The sequence below is a fragment of the Pseudarthrobacter sp. N5 genome (genome assembly GCF_050157035.1).
In the GTDB taxonomy this organism is placed as follows: Bacteria; Actinomycetota; Actinomycetes; order Actinomycetales; family Micrococcaceae; genus Arthrobacter.
In genome coordinates, this window is the sequence record NZ_CP189593.1 from 409,843 (window position 1) to 428,716 (window position 18,874).

An 18,874-nucleotide genomic window follows, 5' to 3' on the forward strand; every position below is an offset into this window, starting at 1 on the left:
CCCCTCCAGCTACACCGGTCCTGAAATACCCCACCGTTCGTACCAGCTTCACGCATATCTGAAACAAGGGAGTTTTTGAATCATGGAAAGAAGAAGTTTCCTCGCAATCGTCGGCGCATCCGTTGCCGCCGTGACACTCGCCGCCTGCGACGCCCCGGCAGCCTCCGCTCCGGCCGCAGCCGGTGCCAGGCCGTACATCGCGATCGTGTCCAAGGGCTTCCAGCACCAGTTCTGGCAGGCCGTCAAGCAGGGCGCGGAGAAGGCGGCCAAAGAGTTCGACGTCGACATCACCTTTGAGGGGCCCAACACCGAAGCGGACGTTGACCAGCAGATCCAGATGCTGACCACGGCGCTCGGTAAGTCCCCGGCTGCGCTGGGCTTTGCCGCCTTGGATTCGAAGGCGGCCACGCCGCTGCTGGAGGAAGCCAAGGGCAAGAACATCCCGGTCATCGCCTTCGACTCCGGTGTGGACAGCAGCATCCCCGCGGCCACAGCCTCCACGGACAACAGGGCGGCTGCTGCCGAGGCCGCAAAACACCTTGCGCAGCTGATCGGCAACGAGGGCAAGATCGCCATCGTGGCGCACGACCAGACCTCCAAGTCCGGCACCGACCGCCGGGACGGGTTTAAGGAATGGATCGAGAAGAACGCCCCCAAGATCACCATCGTGGACATCCAGTACGGCGGCGGCGACCAGCTCAAGTCAACGGACGCGGCCAAGGCGATCATTGCGGCCAACCCGGATCTGAAGGGCATGTACGGCACCAACGAAGGCTCCGCGATCGGTGTGGTCAATGCCGTCAACGAACTTAGCCTGAAGGGCAAGCTCACCATTGTAGGCTTCGACTCCGGAAAGGCCCAGATGGATGCCATCCGGAGCGGCCTGATGGCCGGGGCCGTCACGCAAAACCCGGTGGGCATCGGCTACGAGACGGTCAAGGCCGCCGTGGCTGCGATCAAGAAGGAGACGGTGGCCAAGGTGATCGACACCGGCTTCTACTGGTACGACGCCAAGAACATCGACTCCGCGGAGATCAAGCCCAACCTTTACGAGTAAAAACGCGCGGGCAACCCAGGCCCGAAAAACTTAGCCCGAACGTACAGTTGCGGCCCCGAAAACGTCGTTATTGGGGCCTCAACTGTACGTTTGCGCTCCGCGGAGTGGCGGGCGTCAGAGGGCCTGGCGCAGCCAGTTCTCCACTCCGCTGATGTGGACCGTGACCAGGGCCCGCACCAGTTCGGCGTCGCCGCGTTCCAGGGCGTCCGCTATTGATTTGTGCTCCGCGAGGGTGTGCGAGACGGCTTTGTCCTGGGTGAGTCCCCGCCAGATCCTGGCACGTACCGTGCTGCTGGAGAGGGCCTCAAGCAGGCTGCCCAGGTACGCATTGCCCGCAGCCTGCGCGATGATTCCGTGGAATTCGAGATCGTGGGTCACCAGCTCCTCTACGGCGGTGTCTTCATCGATACCGGCCATGGCGGCGCGCAGCTCGGTGATCTCCTCTGCTGTGATCTTGCCGGCGGCCATAGAAGCGGTGGCGGGCTCCAGGATTCGCCGGACCTCGAAGAGTTCCAGAATGGACCGGTCCTGGTGGAGGTCAACGACAAAAGCGACTGCCTCGTTGAGCAGTTTCGCATCCAGGCTGGTGACATAGGTGCCGTCACCCCGGCGGACGTCCAGGACCCTGATGAGCTCAAGGGCTTTTACGGATTCCCGGAGCGAGCTCCGGGACAGGCCGAGGCGTTCGCTCAGTTCCTTTTCGGGCGGCAGCCGGTCACCTGGCTTGAGCTCGCCACGGATCAACATGTCCTTGATTTTGCCGATTGCCTCGTCAGTCACAGCCATAACCGGATTCTACAGTGAATGGTCGGATGTTTGCGGGATTGACTCGGGTCCAGGAATCCCCGGACGTCGAATCTTTTCGAACCGGGAATTACTCCAGAGGTTAGACTGTTGGAATCTGCAGCGACGAACCTCGCCGGCCAATATTCCAAACTCCTTGGGGGAATATCCATGTCTACAGAAGTCTCTCCAAACGCCCACGGCGAACCCGTGCGGTCGGGTGCCGCGGCCACCAAGTCCGCTGACGAGAGCAACACCCCTGACAAAAGCACGACCTCTGGCAAAAGCACTACCCCTGACCAGAAGATGTCGCGTGAGTCCGTCACGATCATCGTCACTCTGTTGGTGGCCACCTTTGTGGTGATCCTCAACGAGACCATCATGAACGTTGCGCTGCCGCGCCTGATGGGGGATCTTTCGGTCAACGCGAGCACAGTCCAGTGGCTGGCGACCGGCTTTATGCTCACCATGGCCGTGGTCATTCCCACCACAGGATTCATCCTGCAGAAGCTGACCACCCGCCATACGTTCCTCCTGGCCATCGGCCTGTTCATTGCCGGAACCGTCCTGGCCGCGGCCGCCCCCGGGTTCTACGTGCTCCTTCTGGCCCGGGTGGTCCAGGCCGCCGGAACCGCCATTATGCTCCCACTGCTGATGACCACCATCCTCACGCTGGTTCCGATGGCCAGGCGCGGCATGGTCATGGGCAACGTGACCATCGCCATTTCGGTTGCGCCGGCCCTCGGCCCCACCGTTTCCGGCTTCATTCTGGCGCATTTCAGCTGGCGCTTCATCTTCATCTTTGTGCTTCCCATCGCCGTTGCTTCCATGTTGCTGGGTGCGAAATACCTCACCAACGTGGGCGAACCGGGGAAGAAGAAACTGGATGCACTGTCCGTGCTGCTCACCGTTCCCGCGTTCGGCGGGCTTGTCTACGGGCTGAGCCAGCTAGGAAACCGCGACGGCGGCACCGGCGGTCCGTCCGCCGTCGCCATCGCGGCGCTGGTCATCGGCGTGCTGTGCCTCCTGCTGTTCGTACTCCGGCAACTGAGGCAGAAGTCCGACGCGCCCCTGCTGGACCTCAGGGCGTTCAGGTTCCGGATGTTCACCGTATCGGTGCTGCTGATGGTGGTGGCCATGATGGCACTCTTCGGTGCCATCATCCTGCTGCCGCTTTATCTGCAGCAGGTCCTGAGGGTGGACACCCTGACCACCGGGCTGATTCTGCTGCCCGGAGGACTGGCCATGGGTCTTTCCGGACCGTTCATCGGACGGCTCTTCGACAAGGTGGGCCCCCGGCCGCTGACGATCACGGGTTCAGCGCTGATGGTGCTGATGCTCTGGCAGTTCTCCATGCTGACGGCGGAGACACCGCTCTGGTGGATTGCGGTGGTGCAGACGGTCCTGAATGTGTCGCTGGCGCTGCTGTTCACACCCGCGTTCACCAACGGACTCAACCCCTTGCCGCCGCACCTGTACTCGCACGGTTCAGCCATCATGAGCACGCTCCAGCAAGTGGCCGGCGCGGCCGGAACAGCTCTGCTGGTGTCCATCCTGGCCGTGGTTTCCGCCGCGTCCGGGTTGGTCGCCGGTATGCAGGCAGCCTTTCTGGCGGCAACCGTCATAGCGATCGCCGCCGTCGTGCTGTCCTTCATGATGCGGAAAACGGAACCCTCAGCTGCAGGCCACTGACGCCCGGCACATCAGCCGGCGAAGAAGTCCCGCAGTTCGGTGATGAGTTTGTCCGGCGCGCGGTTCACGCCGTCGTGGCCGAAGCCGGGCAGGATGGTGTAGCTGGAGCCGGACAGGACGTCGTGGATCTGCCCGCAGGCAACCCCGAAGTAGGCCGGGCTCCTTTCGCCCACAATGATCAGGGTCTCCAGGGGTAGTGCCAGGAACGGCTCGGCCGGCATGTCAGCAGCGATGATCGCCTTGATTTCGCGGACGCCGGTGCGCATGAGCTCACGCATCTGCTTGCCCATGTGCGTCCCTGCCGTGAGCTTGTTGGCGAGCGTCAGCATGGACAGCGGCATCCGGGCAAAGGCCCCGCCCGTCTCAAGGCCCTTGACCAGGACCGCCAGGGCGCGGTCGTATTCGCCCGCATCGGTGGCGCGTTCGTACTCCGGTGCCCAGTCGGCCTTGACGCTTCCGTTCACGGACACGGCGGGATCGTAGACGGCCAGCCGTTCCACGGGCAGCGTGCGGGCCGCGTGCAGCGCCAACGCGCCGCCGAAGCTGTGCCCAAAGACATCCGTGCTGTTGGTGTGTTTCATCACGGCATCGAGGTCGCGGATGTCCGCAGCGAGTGTGTAATCGTCTGCCTGGGCGGACGATTCGCCGCGTCCACGCCGGTTCACCGTGTAGACGGGACGGCCCAGTGCGGTACTCAGTTTTTGCGCAAACCGGGTGTAGTCGGCGGCCAATACCATCGAACCGGGCACCACTACGATTCCCGAACCGGCAGAAGCCAGTTCCGCGCCCGTGGTGTAGAGCTCTATCGAGCCGCCGTCGGAGGTCTTGATGTTCTCGCGGGTCATGCTCCGAGCCTAACCGAGGTGCCAGCGACCGGATAGCACGACGGCGCGTCCGGCCGGAAAATGTCAGTCCGCAACAGCCGAAACGTCAGCCCTTGAAGTACTCGGAAATGCCGGCCACCAGCTCACTGACAGCCGCCGGAATGGAGCCGTGGAAGCCCTTGGGTGAAAGCTCAAAGGTGCTGCCGGGGACGGCGGCGTGCAGACGCTCGGCCGTGACCCGGTAATACTCGGGGCTTTTACCGCCCGCCATAAAGTGCGTGTTGGCCGGCAGCACGGAGAAATCCCGGGCATGCTCGGCTTCATCGTAGGCAGCCTTGAGCTCGCCCACGCCGCTGGGCATCAGCTCCTTGAACAGCCTGTTGACCTTGGTGTGGGAGACCAGCGCCATCAGCCCGGCGAGGACAGGTTCGGGCAGCTTGGCCATTGCCGTTCCCGGCTGCATGCCCTTCTTCAGCCGGGCCAGCGCGTGCCCCACGTTTCCGGCATTGACGGACTCCGCGAACCCGTCAAGCCAGGCGGTGTCCACGCTGCCGTCGATGTTCAGGGCGGCGTCATACACAGCGAGCTTGTCCGGTTCGAGGCTGGTGCCGCTAAACTCCTGCACGGCGTTGAGGGCAACGGAGCCGCCCAGACTGTGGCCCAGGATATTTCTGGCTCCGGTGGTGCCCATGATGGTCCGGACGTCTGAGATTTCCGTGGCCATTGAATAGTCCGCCGGCTGTTCGCTGGAGTTACCCCGGCCGCGGCGGTCGTAGACGTCCACGGCCCAGTCTTCGCCCAGGCCTTTGGACAGGGCCATGGAAAACGGCCGGTAAATGAGGGCCGTGAGGAACGCGCCGCCAATGAGGATGATCCTGCGCTCCCCTGGCGCGTCCGGAAGGCCGTAGCTGTACAGCGCCAGCTTGCCGCCGTCGGGTGTGGGGATTTCCTGTTCTTTCACGGTCCCATCCTAAAGTGGTGCTGCAAAAGTGATGGTCGGGTGCCGGTTTTCAGGAGGTGCTGTCAAGCGGTGCCGTCCTGTCAAGCGGTGTCGGCCAGGAACCGGGCAATCTTCACGGCGAGCCGTTTCCCCGGGCGGATGGGCCCTTCATGCAGCTGCCCCGGCACCACGGCAAAGTGGATCGCAGGGACGGCGGCGGCCAACTGGCGGCCCGTCTCGGCGAAGTAGCCGGGGCTCCAGCCTCCGCTGAGCATCAGGGTGGGTGTGGTGAGGCCGGTGAAGTCCTGGAGCTCGGCGTCGGCGTCAAGGACGGCCTGCATCTCGGCCACCGCCGTAGGCAGCAGGGTGCGCATCTCGGCACCCAGATTAGTGCGGGCGGACAGGATGCTGAGCATCCGCAGGGCTCCGAGGGGCAGGTAGGAGATTGGCCCGGCCGTTGCCAGGCCCTGCACCAGGTGCGCCCACGCATGGTTGAGCTGCCCTTCGGCCACGGACTGCTCCAGTTCCGGGCGCCAGCGGTGGCTCAGATTTCCGGAGAGGGACAGTGCGGCATCGTAGGTGACCAGCCTCCGGACCGGCAGGCTCAGGGCCGCTTGCAGCGCCACGAAGCCGCCATAGCTGTGGGCGACCACATCGGTGGAGTTGCTTTCCCGCATCACTGTGCCCAAATCACTGATTTCGGTGGCCGCAGTGTAGTCAGGTGGTTGCGGCGCGGAGCCCGCCCGGCCGCGCCGGTTATAACAGTGCACGGGCCTGCTCAACAGCACGCTCAGTTTCCGGGCGAACGGCCGGTACAGGGCGTCAGTCACCAGCGTGCCGTGAACTACGACGACGCCGGGTGCGGCCGCCGCTGCCGGCCCGCCTGCCACGGCGGTGATGGATGCGGAGGAGTTTGACACGGAGGCGTTTGATGCGGGACGGAAGGAATGTACCTGAAGGTGGCCGGCGCCGTCGTCCGTTTCAACTGTCCACGTCTCCACAGCCCGAGTCTATGCCTCCTTGGCGGGCGGAGGCCGCTGCGTGGAACTCCCGGTAAACTTGGGATTGTGACCTCCCAAAACACCCCTGCTTCCCAAACCTCCGCTGCCGTGACCAATGCCGCCGAGCCCGCCGATGCCAGCGAACAGATGCGCATCCGGATGGAGAAGCGCGCCAGGCTCATTGAACGCGGCGCCGAGGCGTACCCGGTGGGGGTGGAGCGCACCCATTCACTGGGCGAGATCCGCGAAAAGTACGCCCACCTCGAGGCGGATGAAACCACTGGCGACGTCGTGGGCGTGACCGGCCGCATCGTGTTTGTCCGGAACACCGGCAAGCTCTGTTTTGCCACTCTTCAAGAGGGCGGTGCGGACGGCAAGGGAACCCGCCTGCAGGCCATGATCAGCCTGGCCAACGTGGGTGAGGACGCGCTCGCTGACTGGAAGGCCCTGGTTGACCTGGGCGATCATGTGTTTATCAAGGGCGAGGTCATTTCCTCCCGCCGCGGGGAACTCTCCGTCATGGCGGACTCCTGGTCCATGGCGTCCAAAGCGCTGCGCCCCCTTCCCGTGCTGCACGCCGAACTGAACGAGGAAACCCGCGTCCGCCAGCGCTACGTGGATCTTATGGTGCGCGACGAAGCCCGCGAAATGGTTTACACCCGTGCTGCGGTCACGCGTTCCATCCGGGAAAGCCTGCACCGCCGCAACTACGTCGAGGTGGAAACGCCGATGCTCCAGCTGGTGCACGGTGGGGCTCTGGCCCGCCCGTTCGAGACCCACATGAATGCGTTTGACCAGAAGATGACGCTGCGCATCGCCACTGAGCTGTACCTCAAGCGCGCCGTGGTGGGCGGGATTGACCGCGTCTATGACATGGGCCGGGTGTTCCGCAATGAAGGCGTGGATTCAACCCACAGCCCCGAATTCACCACACTCGAGTGCTACGAAGCCTGGGCTGACCAGTTCGTAATGGCGGACCGCATCAAGGAAATGATCCTGGACGCCGCGGATGCCGCCGGCGTGGGACGCACCATCCAGACTGAGGCCGGCGAGATCAACCTGGACGGAGACTGGGCCTGGCTGTCCGTGTACCCGGGGCTCTCGGAGGCTGTGGGCCGGGAGATTACGCCCGACACCAGCCTTGAGGTGCTGCGGGAGGTCGCCGCCAAGCATGAGGTCAAGGTGGACCCCAAGTGGGAAGCGGAAAAGCTTGCGGTGGAGCTCTTTGGCGAAATCGTGGAACCCACACTGATTAACCCCACGTTTGTCTATGACTACCCGCCCTCCGCGCAGCCGCTTGCCCGTCCGCACCGTGACGATGAGCGCCTGATCGAAGCCTGGGACCTGATCATCGGCGGCATGGAACGCGGCACGGCCTTCTCGGAACTCATTGATCCGGTGATCCAGCGTGAACGCCTCACCGAGCAGTCCCGCCACGCTGCTGCCGGTGATGTCGAAGCCATGCAGCTGGACGAGGACTTCCTCCGTGCGCTCGAATACGGGGCCCCACCCATGGGTGGCATTGGCCTTGGCATTGACCGCCTGGTGATGCTCTTCACCGGTGCGGGTATCCGTGAAACCATTCTGTTCCCGCTCCTGAAGCCCGAGGTGAACTGACCATGGATTATGTAGCCGTATTGCTGCCGTCATTGGTGGTGGGACTGCTTTTCTGGTTCGCCATGAAGTCCATCTTTAACGCCGATAAGTCCGAGCGCCAGGCTGAGGCCCGCGCCCAGGCTGAGGCACTTGAGTCCGGTTCCGGTGCCGTCCCGCCTGAATCAAACAAATAACGCTCCTCTACCTTTCCAGGGAGTTCCAGAGGAGCCTTTCCTGTTTTGACGCCTTGCCATAACGGGCACATACTTTATGTAGATACATCCTGCTTTTCTGAATACCCCGAGCTTTCCAAAAGAGAGATTATTCATGGCACAGAAAGTAAACATCATCCTTGTGGATGATCTGGATGGGGGATCCGCGGACGAAACTGTTCGTTTTGGCCTTGATGGCGTCAGCTTTGAAATTGACCTGTCATCCGCCAATGCTTCGGAGCTGCGTTCAGCTCTGGGGCGATTTGTCGCATCAGGCCGCAAAACGTCCACCGGGCGTGCAAGCCGGATAAAGGTTGCAGCCGGGCGAAATCAGGACTCGGCCCAGATACGCCAGTGGGCCCGGGAGAACGGCTATACGGTCAACAGCCGTGGCCGTATCCAGGCTGAAATCCAGGAAGCCTATCAAAAGGCCAATTCCTAGTATCCAGCTCCCTGCCTTGAACACTTCCCCTGCCTTCTGGTGGGGGAAGTGCTTTTTACGCGGACGGATAAGGCGCTGGTCCACAGGGGGTGATTCTGGACTCTCCCAAATGAATCACGGATATTAGCGCAGATTCAATAGTTGCAGCTTCAATGAATGACCAGCTTGCTTTCCAGAACCCAATCATCAGCACACGTCCGCGCATTAATGTGGAAGATGTCCGAGCTGTGCTACAGGCGGTTTTCTAACGGTGGAACCCGTGCTGATGATATGAATGCGGGCGTACCGTGAGGGGAATATCGGGGCTTGAGCTCTGGGACGACCGCTCGAATTACCCGCGCCGGTGGAATCTCAACGCCTTAAGGGCCAGTGCCGCAGTGCTGATCAAATTCAGCCTGGGCAGCGACAATGGACTGGCAAAACTCGCCGCGGGGGCGCCGTCGTCGTCGGCCGGTGCCGGCCCGGGAGGTGATGTTTCCCCCGGAAATCCTGGGCGGGTTCATGCAGGCAGTTTGGGCTTACTTTGGCGGACGGAACCGTGCACACGGCCATGTTCGACTTCAGGAAGTAGCGGCGTTCGGTTATTCCCGACGCCACTGGGTTTCCCCTGTGGCGAACAAGCCCCTAAAGATGCTCCCGGCCACGTAGCATCAAACTACGTCGTAGCTAGGAGTGTGGCGAAATGTTTGAGCGATTCACGGACCGTGCCCGTCGCGTAGTTGTGCTTGCCCAAGAAGAGGCACGCATGCTGAACCACAATTACATCGGTACAGAACACATCCTCTTGGGTCTGATCCATGAGGGTGAGGGTGTTGCCGCCAAAGCTCTTGAGTCCTTGAGCATTTCGCTCGACGGCGTTCGCGAGCAGGTGCAGGAGATCATCGGCCAGGGCCAGCAGGCTCCGTCCGGGCATATCCCCTTCACCCCCCGCGCCAAGAAGGTGCTGGAACTTTCGCTGCGTGAAGCCCTGCAGCTTGGCCACAACTACATCGGCACGGAGCACATCCTGCTGGGACTCATCCGTGAGGGTGAAGGCGTTGCCGCGCAGGTGCTGGTCAAGCTCGGTGCGGACCTCAACCGTGTCCGTCAGCAGGTCATCCAGCTGCTCTCCGGCTACCAGGGCAAAGAGACAACAGGCGCAGGCGTTGGCCCCGGCCAGTCTGAAGGTACTCCTGCCGGCTCGGTGGTCCTGGACCAGTTCGGCCGCAACCTGACCCAGGCTGCCCGCGAAAACAAGCTCGATCCTGTGATCGGCCGCGAGCAGGAGATGGAACGCGTAATGCAGGTCCTCTCCCGCCGCACCAAGAACAACCCGGTCCTGATCGGTGAGCCGGGCGTCGGCAAGACCGCCGTCGTCGAGGGCCTTGCCCAGGCGATTGTCCGCGGCGACGTCCCGGAGACCATCAAGGACAAGCAGCTGTACACCCTGGACCTTGGGTCCCTGGTGGCCGGCTCCCGCTACCGTGGTGACTTCGAAGAGCGCCTGAAGAAGGTCCTCAAGGAAATCCGCACCCGCGGCGACATCATCCTCTTCATCGACGAAATCCACACACTTGTGGGCGCCGGCGCTGCAGAAGGTGCCATCGATGCGGCATCCATCCTCAAGCCCATGCTGGCCCGCGGCGAACTCCAGACCATCGGAGCCACCACGCTGGATGAGTACCGTAAGCACATCGAGAAAGATGCTGCTTTGGAGCGACGCTTCCAGCCGATCCAGGTCAAGGAGCCCTCTGTCGCTCACGCGATCGAGATCCTCAAGGGCCTCCGCGACCGCTATGAGGCACACCACCGCGTCACGATCACCGACGGCGCCCTTGTCTCTGCGGCGAAACTCTCCGAGCGCTACATTTCGGACCGCTTCCTTCCGGACAAGGCGATCGACCTCATCGATGAAGCCGGCGCGCGCCTCCGCATCCGCAGGATGACGGCTCCGCCCGAGCTCAAGGAGATGGACGGGCGCATCGCCGAACTCAAGATGGAGAAGGAGTCCGCGATTGATGCGCAGGACTTCGAAGGTGCTGCATCCCTCCGCGACAAGGAACAGAAGCTCATTACCGAGCGCTCCGAGAAGGAACGACACTGGAAGTCCGGCGGGATGGATGACATCTCCGAAGTTGATGAGGATCTCATCGCTGAAGTGCTGGCAAACTCCACGGGCATTCCGGTCTTCAAGCTCACCGAGGAAGAGTCCTCGCGTCTGCTGAAGATGGAAGACGAACTGCACAAGCGTGTGGTCGGCCAGAACGAGGCCATCAAGGCACTCTCCCAGGCCATCCGACGCACACGTGCAGGCCTCAAGGACCCCAAGCGTCCGGGTGGCTCGTTCATCTTCGCCGGCCCCACGGGCGTCGGCAAGACCGAACTCGCCAAGGCCCTGGCAGAATTCCTCTTCGGTGACGAGGACGCCCTGATCACCCTGGACATGTCCGAGTACTCGGAGAAGCACACGGTGTCGCGCCTGTTCGGTGCCCCTCCGGGCTATGTTGGCTACGAGGAAGGTGGACAGCTGACGGAGAAGGTCCGCCGTCGTCCGTTCTCCGTGGTCCTGTTCGACGAAGTGGAGAAGGCCCACGCGGACCTCTTCAACTCGCTGCTGCAGATCCTGGAAGACGGCCGCCTCACGGACAGCGCGGGCCGGGTGGTGGACTTCAAGAACACGGTGATCATCATGACCACCAACCTCGGTACCCGGGACATCTCCAAGAGCGTTGCCACCGGCTTCCAGTCCGGCACGGACACCCAGACCGGCTACAACCGGATGCGTGCCCGCGTCACGGAGGAGCTCAAGCAGCACTTCCGTCCGGAGTTCCTGAACCGCGTTGACGACGTTGTGGTGTTCCCGCAGCTGACCCAGGATGAGATTATCGAGATCGTGGACCTCATGATGGGCCGGTTGGAGAAGCGCCTGGCGGACAAGGACATGGGCATCGAGCTCACGCCCAAGGCCAAGGTGCTCCTGGCAACACGTGGCTACGATCCCGCCATGGGTGCCCGGCCGCTGCGCCGCACCATCCAGCGCGAGATCGAGGACCAGCTCTCCGAGAAGATCCTCTTCGGGGAGATCCACGCCGGAGACATCGTGGTGGTGGATGTGGACGGCGACGGTGACGAAGCCAAGTTCACGTTCGCCGGCAACGCCAAGCCGCGCATCCCGGAGATCGCTCCGAGCGTTTAGGCACCACTCACCACGCACCAGGCCGAGGCTCCGTCTGCACCCGCAAGGGAGTTGGCGGGGCCTTTGCTTTGCCCTGACGCCGGCCGGAGTTGGCTTGGGGTTCGCGGCGGTTGTTGCGCCATCATTCTCCGCGGACGGAGCGGGGTCCGGGGAATTCCGGACCACAGTATTTAGTCCATTCGGATGATTGAGCATCATCCGACGCCGTTCGGAACCGAGCCCAGCCCCCGCGACCATCTGAAAGCAGTGTTTCACTCTTAGTGAACTTGCTGTGATCCAGCGCACAGGCGGTGTTGAATCGGGGCATGGCAGCAGACGACTTGGCGATCCCGAGCGAACAACCGGCAACCCCCTTCCACGATCTTGACCACTATCTGGCGATCCCGCGCGTCAGTGGCCTGGCCCTGAGCCCGGACGGGCGACGGCTGGTAACAACCGTGTCCACGCTCAACGTCAAAGCCACCGAGTACGTCACGGCCCTCTGGGAGCTGGATCCGGCAGGGGAGGCACACGCCCGCCGGATCACGCGGAGTGCTAAAGGGGAGGCCGGTGCCGTTTTTGCCGCCAACGGGGATGTGTATTTCACATCCGCACGGCCGGATCCGGAGAGCCCCGAAGCGGATCCAGTCAATGCCCTGTGGCTGCTCCCCTCGGGCGGCGGCGAGGCCCGGGTGGTCCTGTCCCGCGCCGGCGGAGTGGGTGCTGTGATGGCTGCCAAGGACGCGCATGCCACGTTTGTCACGGCCTCCGTGCTGGCCGGTTCCACTGACGAGGAAAACGATGAGGAGCGGCGGAAGGGCCGCAAGGACAACAAGGTGGCGGCCATCCTGCATAGCGAGTATCCGGTGCGCTATTGGGATGCCGACCTGGGCCCGGGCCAGCCTCGGAGCTTCGCTGTGGAGCCCGGCGAGGAGCCGGTGCCCGGCAAGCCATCCACAGTGGACTCAGCCCCGCCGTTGAAGCTCAGGAACCTCACCCCGGACGCAGGCGGCCGGCTCCGCGAGGCCGAACAGGTGGTCAGCCCTGACGGCAAGACCATCTATAGCAGCTTCGCCAGGCCTCTCGTAAAAGCGGATATCCGTTCCGTCCTGATTGCCATCGATGTGGCTACGGGTACGCAGAAGGTCCTGCTCGATCAGGAGGGCATGAGCTACTTCCCCGGCCCGGTCAGCCCGGACGGCGCAACGCTCGTGGTGATGAGTGAAAGTGACACCACCCCGTTCGAGGCACCGCAGGTCAAGATTCACCTTCTGGATGTTTCCGGCACTGACATCGGCCACGCCAACCTCACGCCGCTGGCTCACAGCTGGGACCGCTGGGCACACCCATGCACCTGGCTTCCGGACGGTTCGGCGGTGCTGGTGATCGCGGACGACGACGGCGCGTCGCCGGTTTTCCGGATCAATGTTGCGGCTGGTGCCGCCCGGGGAAGCGTCACCCGGGTGACGCCGGATGCGGCTGCCTACACCGACGTCGTGGTTTCACCGGACGGTCTCAGCGCCTATGCGCTGCGTAGCTCGTACGAGTTCCCGCCGGAGGCCGTGCGGATTGACCTGGCCACCGGCGAAGCGACGAGACTCCCGGCTCCTGCCGCGCGGCCGGCCCTGCAGGGAACACTGGAGCGGGTGGAAACGGCGGCGGCGGACGGCTCCCGCATTCCCGCCTATCTCGCACTGCCGGAGGGTGCGTCAGCGGACAACCCGGCGCCCTTGCTGCTCTGGATCCATGGCGGCCCGCTGGCCTCCTGGAATGCCTGGACCTGGCGGTGGAACCCGTGGCTGCTCGCCGCGAAGGGCTACGCGATACTGCTGCCGGATCCGGCGTTGTCCACCGGCTACGGGCAGGCGCATGTCCAGCGCGGCTGGGGGGACTGGGGCAAGGCGCCCTACACGGATCTGATGGCCGTCACGGATGCTGTGGAGCAGCGCCCGGACATCGACGAAACGCGCACGGCTGCCATGGGCGGCTCCTTCGGCGGTTACATGGCCAACTGGGTTGCCGGCCAGACGGACCGCTTCAAGGCGATCGTGACCCACGCCAGCCTGTGGGCGCTGGACCAGTTCGGCCACACCACAGACGCCTCGCAGTACTGGCTCAAGGAAATGACCGCCGAAATGGCGAAGGAAAACTCCCCGCACCTGCACGTGGAGAACATCAGCACACCCATGCTGGTGATCCATGGCGACAAGGACTACCGGGTTCCCATCGGCGAAGGGCTCCGGCTCTGGTACGAGTTGCTTTCCAACTCCCGGCTGGCCGCCGACGAAAACGGACAGACGCCGCACCGCTTCCTGTTCTACCCCGACGAAAACCACTGGATCCTTCAGCCGCAGCACGCCAAGGTCTGGTACGGGGTGGTGGAGCACTTCCTGGCCCGGAATGTGCTGGGCAAGGAGCTGCCGGTCCCGGACGAACTGGGACTCTGACTCCACTGTGACTGCTCCGGATCCGGGGATCCGGAGCGGCCACCGTAAGATTGGCCTGTGACCGACTCCATCCATATCCGCCCTGCCCGCACCGGCGACGTTACGGCCATCAAGAGGCTCGTGGCGCCCTTGGCAGAAAAGCGGATCCTGATGGCCAAGGAAACGGTGGCCTATTACGAAAGCCTGCAGGAGTTCCTCATTGCGGAGTCGGCAAGCGGCGAGGTGATCGGCTGCGGCGCCCTTCACGTGATGTGGGATGACCTTGCCGAAATCCGGACCCTGGCCGCGTCCGATTCGTGGCGCGGCAGGGGGGTGGGCCATGTTCTGGTGGAGAGCCTGCTCACGGCGGCCAAAGCACTGGGTGTCTCGCGCGTGTTCTGCCTGACGTTCGAGGTGGATTTCTTCAGGCGCCACGGGTTCGAGATCATGGCGGACCAGACGGCGGTGGATCCGGATGTCTATTCCGAACTGCTGCGCTCCCATGATGAAGGCGTTGCCGAATTCCTTGACCTGGCACGGGTGAAGCCCAACACCCTGGGAAATACGCGGATGATCAGGGTGGTCTGACGCCCCTTCCCAGGGCCCTCGGGGCCCTTATGGTTCCCGCCGCCGTCGAACGCGCCTCGCTTCCGTCACGGACTCGCTATCCAGATCCTGCTGCTTCCTTGCGGCGCGCGGCCTGATTCAAGGAAGCGCACGCACGGGTATTTAATGGTGCGCGGGCCTGATGCCTTGCCAAACATCCATTTGATGGATAAAATTCGTGTGGCTCAGGGAGAGTCAATCCGTCGTGGAGGTCAGAAATGAAAAGTTCTGTCATATTTCCAGATTTCTCTGCGTTCCAAATGGACCTTCCCTGCGCGGTCCATGCGCCGGATCCGCAAGGCCCCGTCCGCCCGTCGCCGGCAACGGACCCGGACGGCATCGCCTGGCCGCACCTCGCAGCAGCGCCTCGGGAGCCCTGCTGAGGAAATCCTGCTGAAGAATCCTGCAGCGAAGGCGTGCTCGGAAGGGACAGTCATTGGGGGCTGTCCCTTCCGTTGTCCACCCGGCTGCGGCTGGATCTTCCCCCGCGGGGGCCGCGGTAGTAGGGTCAAAGCAAACCAGCCAGGACCGGCCCCCAGGGAGCACAGCCATGAAAAAGCTCATCAACGATCCGCGCGCCGTTGTGGACGAGTCCGTCGAAGGCTTCGGCCTGGCCCACGCGGATCTCGTGACCATCAGTCCGGAGCCCAAATTCATTACCCGCAAGGACGCCCCGGTGGCAGGAAAGGTCGGCCTGGTATCCGGCGGCGGCAGCGGCCATGAGCCACTGCACGGCGGTTTTGTCGGGATGGGGATGCTGGACGCTGCAGTGCCCGGTGCCGTCTTCACCTCGCCCACCCCGGACCAGATTATTCCGGCAACTCTCGCCGTAAATTCGGGCGCCGGCGTGGTCCATATTGTGAAGAACTACACCGGGGACGTGCTGAACTTCGAAACAGCTGCGGAAATGGTGCAGGCAGAGGGTGTTGAGGTCCGGACCGTGCTGGTCAACGATGACGTGGCAGTGGAGGATTCGCTGTACACGGCCGGCCGGCGCGGTGTGGGCGGAACAGTGCTGGTGGAAAAAATTGCCGGCGCCGCGGCGGAGCGCGGCGATGACCTGGATGCGGTTGCCGCAATCGGAAACCGGGTCAACCAGAACGTCCGCACCATGGGAGTCGCGCTTTCAGCGTGCACCGTGCCGCACGCCGGAACGCCGAGCTTCGACCTTGAGGACAACGAGATCGAGATCGGCATCGGAATCCACGGCGAACCGGGCAGGCATAAGATCGCCATGGAAAATGCGGACGGAATCACCGACCGTCTGCTGGAGCCGATCCTGGGCGATCTTGGCGTTGCCACCGGCGAAAAAGTGCTGCTGTTTGTCAACGGCATGGGTGGGACGCCGCTCAGTGAGCTCTATATTGTGTACCGGCGCGCCGCGAATGTACTCGCAGAAAAGGGCATCACCGTGGAGCGCTCGCTGGTGGGCAACTACATCACGGCACTGGAGATGCAGGGCTGCTCAATCTCGGTGCTGCGCCTTGATGACGAACTCACGGCGCTCTGGGATGCGCCGGTGCACACCGCTGCCCTGCGCTGGGGCGTGTAACCGTGGGGCTGGACGTTAACTGGGCGGTGAAGTGGCTGACTCTTTCCGCCCAGGCCATGGCCGAGCACCGCGTGGAACTCATCGAACTGGACCGGGCAATCGGTGATTCCGATCACGGCGAGAACATGGACCGGGGCTTCCAGGCTGTGCTCGACAAACTCGCAGAATCGCCGCCGGAGACCCCCGGGGCGGCGCTCAAACTTACCGCCATGACCCTGATGTCCAAAGTGGGCGGGGCTGCCGGCCCGCTCTATGGCACGGCTTTCCTCCGCGCGGCCACCTCGCTCGGGGATGCCTCCGACGTCGACTCAGCAGCCCTCGCTACAGCCTTGGCCGCTGCGCGCGATGGCATCGTCGCCCGGGGGAAGGCAGAGCCGGGCGACAAGACCATGGTGGATGCCTGGACCCCTGCTGTGGAGGCGGCAGCAGCCACAGCCGCACGGGGCGGTGTGCTGGCGGTACTGATCGCCGCTGCTGAGGCCGCCGAAGCCGGAGCCGTAGCCACCGATCCGCTGGTGGCACGCAAAGGCCGCGCCAGCTATCTGGGGGAGCGCAGCGCGGGCCACCGCGATCCCGGTGCGGCATCCAGTGCGTTGATTCTCAGGGCCGCCGCGGGCGCCGCCGCATGACAGTGCGGATTGTGGTGGTTTCGCACAGCGAAAAAATCGCTGACGGCGCCGTGGAACTTGCCGCCCAGATGGCACCGGATGTTGTGATGGTCGCTGCCGGGGGCACCTCGGACGGCAGGATCGGAACCAGTCTGGAGAAAGTCATGTCCGCGCTGGAAAAGGCGGCCGGGGATGACGGGGTGGTGGTCCTGACGGACCTGGGATCCGCCGTGATGACGGCTGAATCTGCGCTGGAATTTGCCGCGGATCCGGAGTCGGTGCTGATTGCCGACGCCCCCTTGGTGGAAGGACTGGTGGCGGCTGCGGTGGCCGCGCAAGGTGGTGCCAGTTCGCACGCCGTGAAACGTGCGGCCGAGGCTATTTACGGGCATCCGCCCAGCAGCGGACGAGGTCCGGCACCTGAGCCTTCGACCACGGTTGAGCCTTCGACTGTGGTTCAACCTTTCCCCGTGGTGGTGGAGCCTGGCGCTGCATCTGCCCCCGCCCCGGAGCGGGCTGGCGAGCTGAGCGGGCAGATGGGCGCCGGGTCACCGGATGCCACCGGGGACTTCGAACTCATTAACCAGGCGGGCATGCATGCCCGCCCTGCTGCGAAGATCGCCGGCGGACTGGCCGCCCTGACTGCGGATGTGACGGTGAACGGAGTGGACGGCGCCTCGATGACGGGTCTTATGACGCTTGGCGCAGGCAAGGGATCCGTGCTCCACGTCGAAGCATACGGTCCGGACGCGGAGCGGGCAGTCAACTATGTGGGCGGACTGGTGCAGGCCGGCTTCGGGGAGCCTTAGGCTCCCACGCAGTATGGTCTGTACCCACCGTCCACCGCCATGCCTAACGTGCCTGCCTAACCAGCCTGCCTGAGGCCCGTCGCGTCTAGCACCACAGCGGCTGAGACGAATCTCCCGCACTGCTCCCCGTAGGCGTAGACGCCTCGTGGTGTGAAGCGCAGCGTCCGCACCGGTACCCGGCGGCCATCCGTGGTCGTGACAGTGGCTGTCACGTCCATGGGTGAATCGGTCAGCGTGTCCAGCATCAGGTTCCCCATTTTGGTGCCGTCCGGAGAGGACGTAGCCGAGCAAACGCGATCAGGACCATAGGGGCCCCGTTCGCAGCCTTGGTCAACTGTGGTGCTGCCAGGGAACAGCTCCAGGTCGGCTTCCTTGCAACTGCCGTCTTGGCAAGCTTTCAGGCGCACCCCCTTGACTGCAGGAGCGTAGTCGGCCGCAACCGTCAGGGAGACCACAGTGGCCTGGGCTATGGCCGGGCACGGGGCCGGGTAGTAGGGCCAGCACCCGGAGGTGAGTACCGCCGTCATCGTCAACGCCAGAATTACCCCAAACTTGCGCATACTTCAGCGTAATTCCGGGCGGCAGGGCCGCCAACGGCTAGAAGAGAACTGACACAAACATCGTTATGCCGGCGGCCCCGAACACCACCAAAATGAGACCAACAGCGAGCCGGCCCCTGGAACGCAGGAACCCTGTGCGGGTGGATTCCGCCGGATTCGCAGGGTTGTAGAGCACCGGAATCAGCGTGCCGATGATCTCCTGCTCAGGGCCATACACATCGGCCTGGCCCAGCCGGCGCCGGCCCGCAGCGTCAACGAACTCGTACGACGGCGCAAAACGGCGATGCCCGCCCTGGCGGGCGGAACTGCCCGTGCCATGGAAATTGCCCGTCACGGTGGCGGGCACCTGCACCCAGCCCTTGATTGCCGGCGAAAAGCGTGCCGTGGGCATCCGTGAACTGGTGCGAGGGGTAGTACAGGCGGGTGGGATTGGAACTTCCGGACGCGTTGGGCCAGCCCGCGATGCCGCCGGTGACAGTGGCCTGGGCGCGCGGCCAGTCAGATGCCAGCGGCTCCTGCCGCTTCGCTTTCCTCGCTACATAAAAAATGGAGAACACGGCGGCCACGATGAACAGAGCCCAGATGGTGTACAGTACGGTTTTCAAGGGAATC

General features: G+C 63.7%; 17 protein-coding genes and 1 pseudogene. 12 read left to right on the top strand and 6 right to left on the bottom strand.

Features of this window, described 5'->3' with window-relative positions; genetic code table 11:
* Window positions 1-82 precede the first annotated feature (82 nt).
* Window positions 83-1,057, top strand: a complete 975-nt coding sequence (locus ACQCST_RS02045; protein WP_426997710.1) for an ABC transporter substrate-binding protein — start codon at window positions 83-85, stop codon at window positions 1,055-1,057.
* 114 nt (window positions 1,058-1,171) lie between these two features.
* Here the strand turns inward: ACQCST_RS02045 and ACQCST_RS02050 are convergent, their stop codons facing one another.
* A complete protein-coding gene (locus ACQCST_RS02050; protein ID WP_426997711.1) occupies window positions 1,172-1,843 on the bottom strand; it encodes a FadR/GntR family transcriptional regulator in 672 nt (223 codons plus the stop codon).
* A gap of 168 nt (window positions 1,844-2,011) precedes the next feature.
* Between ACQCST_RS02050 and ACQCST_RS02055 the strand changes: the two genes are divergently transcribed.
* Window positions 2,012-3,532 (top strand): DHA2 family efflux MFS transporter permease subunit, encoded by a 1,521-nt coding sequence (locus ACQCST_RS02055; protein ID WP_426997712.1) that lies wholly within the window; start codon window positions 2,012-2,014, stop codon window positions 3,530-3,532.
* An 11-nt stretch (window positions 3,533-3,543) separates the two neighbouring features.
* Here ACQCST_RS02055 and ACQCST_RS02060 read toward each other — a convergent pair whose 3' ends face one another.
* From ACQCST_RS02060 to ACQCST_RS02070, 3 genes are all read right to left on the bottom strand, one after another.
* Window positions 3,544-4,377 (bottom strand): alpha/beta fold hydrolase, encoded by an 834-nt coding sequence (locus tag ACQCST_RS02060; protein WP_426997713.1) that lies wholly within the window; start codon window positions 4,375-4,377, stop codon window positions 3,544-3,546.
* Between the two features lie 85 nt (window positions 4,378-4,462).
* The gene (locus ACQCST_RS02065; RefSeq protein WP_426997714.1) at window positions 4,463-5,317 is read right to left on the bottom strand and encodes an alpha/beta fold hydrolase; all 855 of its coding nucleotides are present in this window, start codon (window positions 5,315-5,317) and stop codon (window positions 4,463-4,465) included.
* Window positions 5,318-5,397: 80 nt separating this feature from the next.
* Window positions 5,398-6,297 carry an alpha/beta fold hydrolase gene (locus tag ACQCST_RS02070; protein WP_426997715.1) on the bottom strand — a complete coding sequence of 300 codons (900 nt, stop codon included), beginning with the start codon at window positions 6,295-6,297 and terminating at the stop codon, window positions 5,398-5,400.
* A gap of 66 nt (window positions 6,298-6,363) precedes the next feature.
* Between ACQCST_RS02070 and lysS the strand changes: the two genes are divergently transcribed.
* From lysS to dhaM, 10 genes and pseudogenes are all read left to right on the top strand, one after another.
* A complete protein-coding gene (gene lysS / locus ACQCST_RS02075; RefSeq protein ID WP_426997716.1) occupies window positions 6,364-7,914 on the top strand; it encodes a lysine--tRNA ligase in 1,551 nt (516 codons plus the stop codon).
* A 2-nt stretch (window positions 7,915-7,916) separates the two neighbouring features.
* Window positions 7,917-8,087, top strand: coding sequence for a hypothetical protein (locus ACQCST_RS02080; protein ID WP_426997717.1), 171 nt, complete (start codon window positions 7,917-7,919; stop codon window positions 8,085-8,087).
* Window positions 8,088-8,220: 133 nt separating this feature from the next.
* Window positions 8,221-8,547 carry a histone-like nucleoid-structuring protein Lsr2 gene (locus tag ACQCST_RS02085; RefSeq protein WP_426997718.1) on the top strand — a complete coding sequence of 109 codons (327 nt, stop codon included), beginning with the start codon at window positions 8,221-8,223 and terminating at the stop codon, window positions 8,545-8,547.
* A 496-nt stretch (window positions 8,548-9,043) separates the two neighbouring features.
* A pseudogene (locus ACQCST_RS02090) lies at window positions 9,044-9,118 on the top strand (hypothetical protein); the annotation flags it as partial.
* Between the two features lie 111 nt (window positions 9,119-9,229).
* A complete protein-coding gene (locus ACQCST_RS02095; RefSeq protein WP_426997719.1) occupies window positions 9,230-11,722 on the top strand; it encodes an ATP-dependent Clp protease ATP-binding subunit in 2,493 nt (830 codons plus the stop codon).
* Between the two features lie 305 nt (window positions 11,723-12,027).
* The gene (locus ACQCST_RS02100) at window positions 12,028-14,148 is read left to right on the top strand and encodes a prolyl oligopeptidase family serine peptidase (RefSeq protein WP_426997720.1); all 2,121 of its coding nucleotides are present in this window, start codon (window positions 12,028-12,030) and stop codon (window positions 14,146-14,148) included.
* Between the two features lie 57 nt (window positions 14,149-14,205).
* Complete coding sequence (locus ACQCST_RS02105; RefSeq protein WP_426997721.1) at window positions 14,206-14,715, top strand: amino-acid N-acetyltransferase; 510 nt, start codon at window positions 14,206-14,208, stop codon at window positions 14,713-14,715.
* Between the two features lie 568 nt (window positions 14,716-15,283).
* A complete protein-coding gene (dhaK, locus tag ACQCST_RS02110) occupies window positions 15,284-16,285 on the top strand; it encodes a dihydroxyacetone kinase subunit DhaK (protein ID WP_426997722.1) in 1,002 nt (333 codons plus the stop codon).
* 2 nt (window positions 16,286-16,287) lie between these two features.
* Complete coding sequence (dhaL, locus tag ACQCST_RS02115; RefSeq protein ID WP_426997723.1) at window positions 16,288-16,914, top strand: dihydroxyacetone kinase subunit DhaL; 627 nt, start codon at window positions 16,288-16,290, stop codon at window positions 16,912-16,914.
* Window positions 16,911-17,702: a dihydroxyacetone kinase phosphoryl donor subunit DhaM gene (gene dhaM / locus ACQCST_RS02120; RefSeq protein WP_426997724.1), complete on the top strand. Its 792-nt coding sequence runs from the start codon at window positions 16,911-16,913 to the stop codon at window positions 17,700-17,702. The genes dhaL and dhaM overlap by 4 nt, the downstream gene beginning before the upstream one ends.
* A 56-nt stretch (window positions 17,703-17,758) precedes the next feature.
* Here dhaM and ACQCST_RS02125 read toward each other — a convergent pair whose 3' ends face one another.
* Window positions 17,759-18,262 carry a hypothetical protein gene (locus tag ACQCST_RS02125; protein ID WP_426997725.1) on the bottom strand — a complete coding sequence of 168 codons (504 nt, stop codon included), beginning with the start codon at window positions 18,260-18,262 and terminating at the stop codon, window positions 17,759-17,761.
* Between the two features lie 37 nt (window positions 18,263-18,299).
* Window positions 18,300-18,653: a DUF3592 domain-containing protein gene (locus ACQCST_RS02130; RefSeq protein WP_426997726.1), complete on the bottom strand. Its 354-nt coding sequence runs from the start codon at window positions 18,651-18,653 to the stop codon at window positions 18,300-18,302.
* Between the last annotated feature and the right edge of the window lie 221 nt (window positions 18,654-18,874).

Excerpts from the sequence above, each read along its gene's own strand:
- ACQCST_RS02045 (WP_426997710.1), top strand. The coding sequence starts at position 83 with ATGGAAAGAAGAAGTTTCCTCGCAATCGTCGGCGCATCCGTTGCCGCC.
- ACQCST_RS02050 (WP_426997711.1), bottom strand. The coding sequence starts at position 1,843 with ATGGCTGTGACTGACGAGGCAATCGGCAAAATCAAGGACATGTTGATC.
- ACQCST_RS02055 (WP_426997712.1), top strand. The coding sequence starts at position 2,012 with ATGTCTACAGAAGTCTCTCCAAACGCCCACGGCGAACCCGTGCGGTCG.
- ACQCST_RS02060 (WP_426997713.1), bottom strand. The coding sequence starts at position 4,377 with ATGACCCGCGAGAACATCAAGACCTCCGACGGCGGCTCGATAGAGCTC.
- ACQCST_RS02080 (WP_426997717.1), top strand. The coding sequence starts at position 7,917 with ATGGATTATGTAGCCGTATTGCTGCCGTCATTGGTGGTGGGACTGCTT.
- ACQCST_RS02085 (WP_426997718.1), top strand. The coding sequence starts at position 8,221 with ATGGCACAGAAAGTAAACATCATCCTTGTGGATGATCTGGATGGGGGA.
- ACQCST_RS02095 (WP_426997719.1), top strand. The coding sequence starts at position 9,230 with ATGTTTGAGCGATTCACGGACCGTGCCCGTCGCGTAGTTGTGCTTGCC.
- ACQCST_RS02100 (WP_426997720.1), top strand. The coding sequence starts at position 12,028 with ATGGCAGCAGACGACTTGGCGATCCCGAGCGAACAACCGGCAACCCCC.
- dhaK (WP_426997722.1), top strand. The coding sequence starts at position 15,284 with ATGAAAAAGCTCATCAACGATCCGCGCGCCGTTGTGGACGAGTCCGTC.
- dhaM (WP_426997724.1), top strand. The coding sequence starts at position 16,911 with ATGACAGTGCGGATTGTGGTGGTTTCGCACAGCGAAAAAATCGCTGAC.
- ACQCST_RS02125 (WP_426997725.1), bottom strand. The coding sequence starts at position 18,262 with ATGCGCAAGTTTGGGGTAATTCTGGCGTTGACGATGACGGCGGTACTC.
- ACQCST_RS02130 (WP_426997726.1), bottom strand. The coding sequence starts at position 18,653 with ATGCCCACGGCACGCTTTTCGCCGGCAATCAAGGGCTGGGTGCAGGTG.